This is a genomic window from Mesorhizobium sp. M4B.F.Ca.ET.089.01.1.1 (assembly GCF_004022605.1).
GTDB lineage: Bacteria > Pseudomonadota > Alphaproteobacteria > Rhizobiales > Rhizobiaceae > Mesorhizobium > Mesorhizobium abyssinicae.
Genome location: NZ_RZOS01000367.1, coordinates 1 through 5,866, shown reverse-complemented (window position 1 = coordinate 5,866; position 5,866 = coordinate 1). Strand labels below are relative to the sequence as shown.

Sequence of the window (5,866 nt, the reverse complement as noted above, 5' to 3'; positions counted from 1 at the left end):
CTCCTCGGCGGCGGCGAGGACTGACATGGACAAGGCTCAGCACATCCGGGCGCCGATGCCTGCGACGGTCAAGGCCGACCGGCAATGAGCGTCACCGGGACATATCCACCGGTCGGCCTGGACGCGTCGAAACTGGAGGCGCCGCGCGATGACGCGCTGCTGCATGTCATCGTGTCGCTCTCCGTCGTTGCCTTGACGGTCTCGGCCTTCGCCGTCTGGACACCGTTCGGCATCGCGGCGACATTTCTGCTGACGCTGATCGTGGCCAACGCCATGCCCGCTGGCGTCCCGGTCCTGATCATCTGCGCCTTCCTCTACCAGAACCTCATAGTGACCTGGTACACCCCTTACATCCCCGACAACGATACGTTCGACGCGCTGCGCGGCACCAACTTCGTCATCCTGATGACCGCGTTCTGCATCTTCCTTGCCGCGTCGTTCCAGCAGCGCGTGCGCGCCCTGACCGAATTGCGCTTCTGGCTGCTGCTGAGCATCGCTCTGTGCGGGACGATCTGTTTCTATCTTGCCCTGGGGATCGTGCACGGCCAGCCCAAGGATGCGGTCGTCTATTTCCGCAATACGATCACGCCGCTCGCCTGCTTCCACATCGCGGTGCTTGCCGCCAGCCTCTATCCGGTCGACCTGCGCAAGAGCATGTTCTGGCTCGGTGCCGGTGCCATCATCTACGGCTACGTGGAGCTGACCTTCACGATGGATTTCCTCAGCCTGTTCCACGGCGACCTTTACATCCAGCGCAACATCGCGCGGCAGATCGAGACCGGCGTCTGGGAGAAGTCGCTCAAGGAAACGGGCTTCGTTTTCCGCGGCCTGCAGGACGTGATGACGACGACCTTCTTCAACACGCCGTTCTTCAACGACATCCTGCCAAGCGTCTTCCGCATCGGCGGCCCGAATTTCCATTCGATCAGCTATGCCTACGCGCTCAGCACCATCTCGGCCTGGCTCCTGTTCAGGGGCCGCTGGCTGCTGCCCATCGCCGCCCTGCCGCTGCTTCTGGTCATCGGCTCCAAGGGCGCGACGTTCCTTTTGCTCATCGCGCTTGCCATGCGCATCATCTACCGCCCTTCCCGCGCCCGCCTGACGCTCGCCGCCGTCCTGGCCCTGGCGGCGATCTGGACGACCGCCGCCATCGCCTATGGCGCCACGCATGGCGACTATCACGTGCTTGGCCTGATGGCCGGCCTGCGCGATTTCATGGCCAACCCGCTTGGGCAAGGATTGGGATTTGGCGGCAATCTGTCGAGCACCAGCCTCAATCTCAGTTGGGCGACCGCCCAGGCCGAGGGCGTCGCCTCCGTCCCCGTCGAAAGCGCGGTCGGCGTCATGCTCTACCAGATGGGGATTGGCAGCTTCGTCTTCTTCGGCTTCCTGGCAGCGCTCGCCGTTGCGGCACGGCGGCGGCTGGTCGACACCGGCGACCCGGATTTCCTGTTTGCCTTTGTCGGCATCGTCACCATCTCGGCCAATGCCGTGCTGCAGGAAGAGGCGTTCTACTCGCCGCTCGCGCTCAGCTTCTGCCTGCTGCTCGTCGGTGTCTCGCTCGGAACGCACTGGCGCGAGATGGCGACGGCGAGGACCAGTCAGCAAACCTGATCTTAGGGGCCGAAGATCACCAGTTCGGTGAATGTCAGATCCCCGGGCGAAGGTGGTTTCGGCCCTTTGAAATATTTCAGCCCCTTGTTCGCGAAGTAGCGGCCGAACAGGCCTGCGATCGGCCCATTCGCATCGACGAGGCAAAGCAGGATTCCGCGCCGCAGGAGAATGCGTCCCACGGCACCGGCGCAGCGGCCCAAGTCCACGAGCGAACGGCAATAGACGATTTGGGCGCACGGGATCAGGCCGTGCAGGATGCGGCGCGGCATCAGCACCAGCGGATACGCCGCCCCGTCGCGAACACAGATGAAGGAGAGGCAGCCCAGCGCGGCATGGTCCTCGAGAATGGATCTCTCGCTGTCCGACAGCATCGCCATCTCGGCGAGGTCGGAGCGAACCTCGAGCACCCGGCATGACGGCTGCGCCGAACTCAAGGCCGGCAGGAACGCGAATTGGCCGCTGGCGAAGAGGCGAAAGCCGAGCGCCTTGTTGGCGTTCAATGTCGAGGGTGCCGGCGAAATGTTCGTATAGGTCACGTCCCGTCGCCTGAGCACCGGCCAGATCAATTTCATGGCGTAGGGACGGAATGCCTTGTCCACGGACCAGCTTGAGATATTGCAGCGGATTTCGTCGCCCTCTCGCCCCGGGTAACGGGCATAGAGGGTCAGCACGACCCCGACGATCCGGCCGGAACTTTCCAGCGCAAAGCCATATCGCGGACAACCCGCGATCGCGGGCCGCTCCGCCAGGCGGGTCAGCGCATGCATCCAGTATTTGCGGCGACGCATTGGAAAGCCTCTGCGCAGGCAATCGAGCACGCCTTCCCAATCATCTTCGCGAATTGGTCGACAGTTGAGATCGGAGGGAGGAGCGCCAGGAACGGCCATCGACGACTCGGGAATACTACCAATCCAACTGGATAGCTTCACGTTCGTACTTATGCTACTTCGCAAAAATTAACAAACTCTGCGCCGCCGAAGGCGTTTCTGTAGTCATTCCTGAAATACAACCTTGTACAACCATCGCCACTTGGCCGCGGTGCGTTCGCCGGAGAAGTCACCGCTCGCCAGCCTGAAGTGCAGTCGGGCCCAATCGCGGCGCAGGCGCCTTATTGCGCGGCGCTTTGCTTCGGGTATTCGAGCTGCATGGCGACAAAATCGGTCGTGTCCGTGCCGTAGCGGTCGGCGATGTTTCGAAGCGCCTGGTCCAGCGCCACGGCCGGCGGCTGATGCTCGAAGCCGGCGATCCGCGCTTCCGAAGGCCAGTTGGCGATGACCTGGTCAGGCAGGATGCGCATGCCGTTGCGGCTCGCTACGGCTTCAGTCGTCGCGGAAACCGTCACGGCGCGCGAGCGGTAGGTGCGCGACCATGCATCGGCGACAAGGGCGAGCGACACCTCGTCCATGCCCGGCGTCAGTTCCAGCCCTAGCTGTTCGCGATCCCAGAATGCGAGCGTGTTGCTGATCGCCGTCAGCGCGAAGGGACGCGTGAACTTGAAGGCCCCGCTGGCATGGCGCGCATCCCAGCCGGTGAGCCCAAGCTCGTGCGCGACGGCTTCGGCCTTCTGCCTGCCGGCTATCGCTTCGATCAGGGTCAGCATCATCGGCATCGACGCCGTGATGCCCGTCGTTGTCGCCACACCCTGGTCAACCACGAAGCGCCGGTCGGCGACATAGTGGATCGAGGGATGCCGGTCGCGAAGCTCGCCCACCGAATACCAGTGCGTGGTCGCCCGCTTGCCGTCGAGCAACCCGCTGGCGCCGACCACCTTGGCGCCGGCGCAGATGCCAATGACGATGGCGCCCTTGGCCGACTGGCGCTTTAGCCATTCAAGCACCGCAGGATCGTCGTCGCGGCTCATCGCCGGAACGATGACGTAGTCGGCGCCTTGCGGATGCCGCGCATCGAACTCCGCCACTGTCGCATCCGGTTCCACCTTGAGCACGGGGAACAGCGTCACCGGCCCCGGCTGTGTCGCCAGCATCATCACATCGGCGACATCGGCGCGCCTCAGGATGCCGTAGGGCATGAGATAGTCGGTGGTTTCGGTGGCGTCGTTGATGCCGATGATGGCGATCAGCGGCCGCTGCTGCCTTCGCGGCCGCAGCGCCGCTACCGTGGCGTCCGCCTCCTGCCTGTCGATCGCCGGCGCGGCGAAGGCGTCTGATGCCTGCGGCAGCGACAGCACCCATCCCGCCCCGGCCACAAGGACAAGCAGGACGGCGGCCACTCCGCTCCACAAGATGGTCCGCAAGCGCATAGTTCACTCCCATCAGGTCGAAGGATTGACCCGAAGTGTAAAGACGCTACGCTTTGTCCGAAATGACATAAATCGTGCAAAAACTGCCATGAATCGGACAGTCGCGATCATTATCCATCCGGGTTTCCAGCTGCTGGATGCCGCGGGCCCGACGGCGGCCTTCGAGATCGCCGGTCGTTTCTGCCCCGGCAGCTATGAGCTGGCGATGCTGGCGCCAGGCGGCGGCGCGATCGAAAGCTCCTCGGGCATCAGCCTCGCCACCGAGCCTCTGCGCGACGAGCGCTTCGACACGGTCATCATTTCCGGCGGCGAGATCGTGCGCTCGCTGGCGGCGGCCGAACAGATCGCCGCCTGGCTGAAACGCGGCCGCGCGCGGCGGATCGCCAGCGTCTGCTCGGGCGCCTATCTGCTGGCGGAAGCAGGGCTGCTCGACGGCCGCCGCGCCACCACGCATTGGGCAAGCACGGACGATTTCGCTCGCCGCTATCCGAGGATCAGCGTCGATGCGGACCGCATCTTCGTTCACGATGGCGATGTCTGGACCTCGGCCGGCATTTCCGCCGGCATCGACCTCGCGCTCGCCCTCATCGAGGACGATCTCGGCCAGGATGTCGCGCGCCGCACGGCGCAGCAGCTTGTCGTCCACCAGCGCAGGTCCGGCCAGTCGCAGTTTTCCTCGCTGGTAGAGCTCGGCGGCCGCACCGGCCGCTTCGCCGATTTGATTGAGTGGATGCGGGACCATCTCGACGAGCCGCTGACGGTCGAGGTTCTCGCCGACCGCGCAGCCATGAGCCCGCGCCACTTCGCCCGTGCCTTCACTGGAGAAACGGGAACTACGCCTGCCAAGGCCGTGGAGCGGCTGCGCCTGGAAACCGCCCGAACCGCGGTGGAGACCAGCTCCGCCTCTCTTGATCGCATCGCCGCCGCCACCGGTTTCGGCGATCCCGGCCGCATGCGCCGCGCCTTCATGCGCCGCTTCGGCCAGCCGCCCCAGGCGCTGCGGCGCTCGGCGCGCCGATAGCCGCCGCCCGCGTCAGCCCAGCTCGAGCGTGGTTATGCCGAACACCCTGGCTTGCGCGTTTGCCGGCGCGCCTCCCCGATACATCCGGGTCGTGCTGAAGCCGGGCGACAGGCCGGCGGCCCCAAGCGCCGCAATGAAATCCGCATTGGCCACCGGCACGTCGATGTGCAGCGTGCCCCTCATCATGTCGGTCAGCGCAGCCAGCAGCCGCAGCGCGGTCTCGGTATCGTCTGCGAACAGCGGCCCGACCTTGAACCCTTCCCGGCACTGCCGCGCCACGCCGTAGCCGCAAGTCCGGCCGGCTTTCACGGCCAGCAAGGCAACGCGGGGCGGCTGCAGCCATCTTTCAAGGAAAGCCGGGCGTGGCGCCGGGAAACAGCCGCGGTCATAGGCGAGGACGTCGGCAGTCAGATCGGGCGTCAGCGGCCGGATGTCGCCGCCGCCGGCGAGACCTGCGGCATGGCCGCTGTAGCGGAGCGTCTCGTAGGCGGGCTGAAATCCCATGCGCCGGTAATTGGGCTGCTGCTCGACGACACCGTCGAGGCCGATCGTGCGATTGCCGAGCCGCGCCATGCCGGCGTCCCAGACCGCCTTGCCATGCCCCTCGCCGCGCCGGTCGGGACGGCAGATATAGAGGCCGATGAAGCCGAAGCGGTCGCCATAGGCGACGGCCGAAATGCCGGCCACCATCTGGCCGTCGACGAAGGCGCCGATGAAGCCTTCGGGGTCGGCCGCCTGGAACACGGCGGCATCGCCAAAGCCCGGATTCCAGCCTTCGCCCGCGGCCCAGTCGACAAGCATTTCCACCTCTTGCGAAGCGAGCACGCGGATTGTTCTCGGCATCGTATCACTCGGCGGCGACGGCACCCGGGGCGAAGGATTTCAGAATGCCACGATAGGGCTTTGCCAGCGGGTTTGCATAGGCGCCGCGTTTGGATGTCGACAGGCCAAGCGCAATCAGCGCCTCGGCC

At 65.4% G+C, this 5,866-nt stretch carries 5 protein-coding genes and 1 pseudogene; 2 read left to right on the top strand and 4 right to left on the bottom strand.

The genetic code is table 11. From position 1 onward, the window contains the following. The first annotated feature begins 84 nt into the window (after positions 1–84). A complete protein-coding gene (locus EN780_RS25850) occupies positions 85–1,614 on the top strand; it encodes a hypothetical protein (protein WP_128275706.1) in 1,530 nt (509 codons plus the stop codon). Positions 1,615–1,616: 2 nt separating this feature from the next. Here the strand turns inward: EN780_RS25850 and EN780_RS25845 are convergent, their stop codons facing one another. Then, on the bottom strand, positions 1,617–2,501 hold the full coding sequence (locus EN780_RS25845; protein ID WP_245500139.1) for a hypothetical protein: 885 nt from the start codon (positions 2,499–2,501) through the stop codon (positions 1,617–1,619). A 221-nt stretch (positions 2,502–2,722) separates the two neighbouring features. Next, complete coding sequence (locus EN780_RS25840; RefSeq protein WP_128275705.1) at positions 2,723–3,874, bottom strand: DJ-1/PfpI family protein; 1,152 nt, start codon at positions 3,872–3,874, stop codon at positions 2,723–2,725. Positions 3,875–3,962: 88 nt separating this feature from the next. Between EN780_RS25840 and EN780_RS25835 the strand changes: the two genes are divergently transcribed. Continuing rightward, on the top strand, positions 3,963–4,895 hold the full coding sequence (locus tag EN780_RS25835) for a GlxA family transcriptional regulator (protein ID WP_128275704.1): 933 nt from the start codon (positions 3,963–3,965) through the stop codon (positions 4,893–4,895). Between the two features lie 12 nt (positions 4,896–4,907). Here EN780_RS25835 and EN780_RS25830 read toward each other — a convergent pair whose 3' ends face one another. Together EN780_RS25830 and EN780_RS40810 are read right to left on the bottom strand one after the other, a co-directional pair. Next, on the bottom strand, positions 4,908–5,738 hold the full coding sequence (locus EN780_RS25830) for a GNAT family N-acetyltransferase (protein WP_128275703.1): 831 nt from the start codon (positions 5,736–5,738) through the stop codon (positions 4,908–4,910). Positions 5,739–5,742: 4 nt separating this feature from the next. Continuing rightward, a pseudogene (locus tag EN780_RS40810) lies at positions 5,743–5,866 on the bottom strand (aspartate/glutamate racemase family protein); the annotation flags it as partial.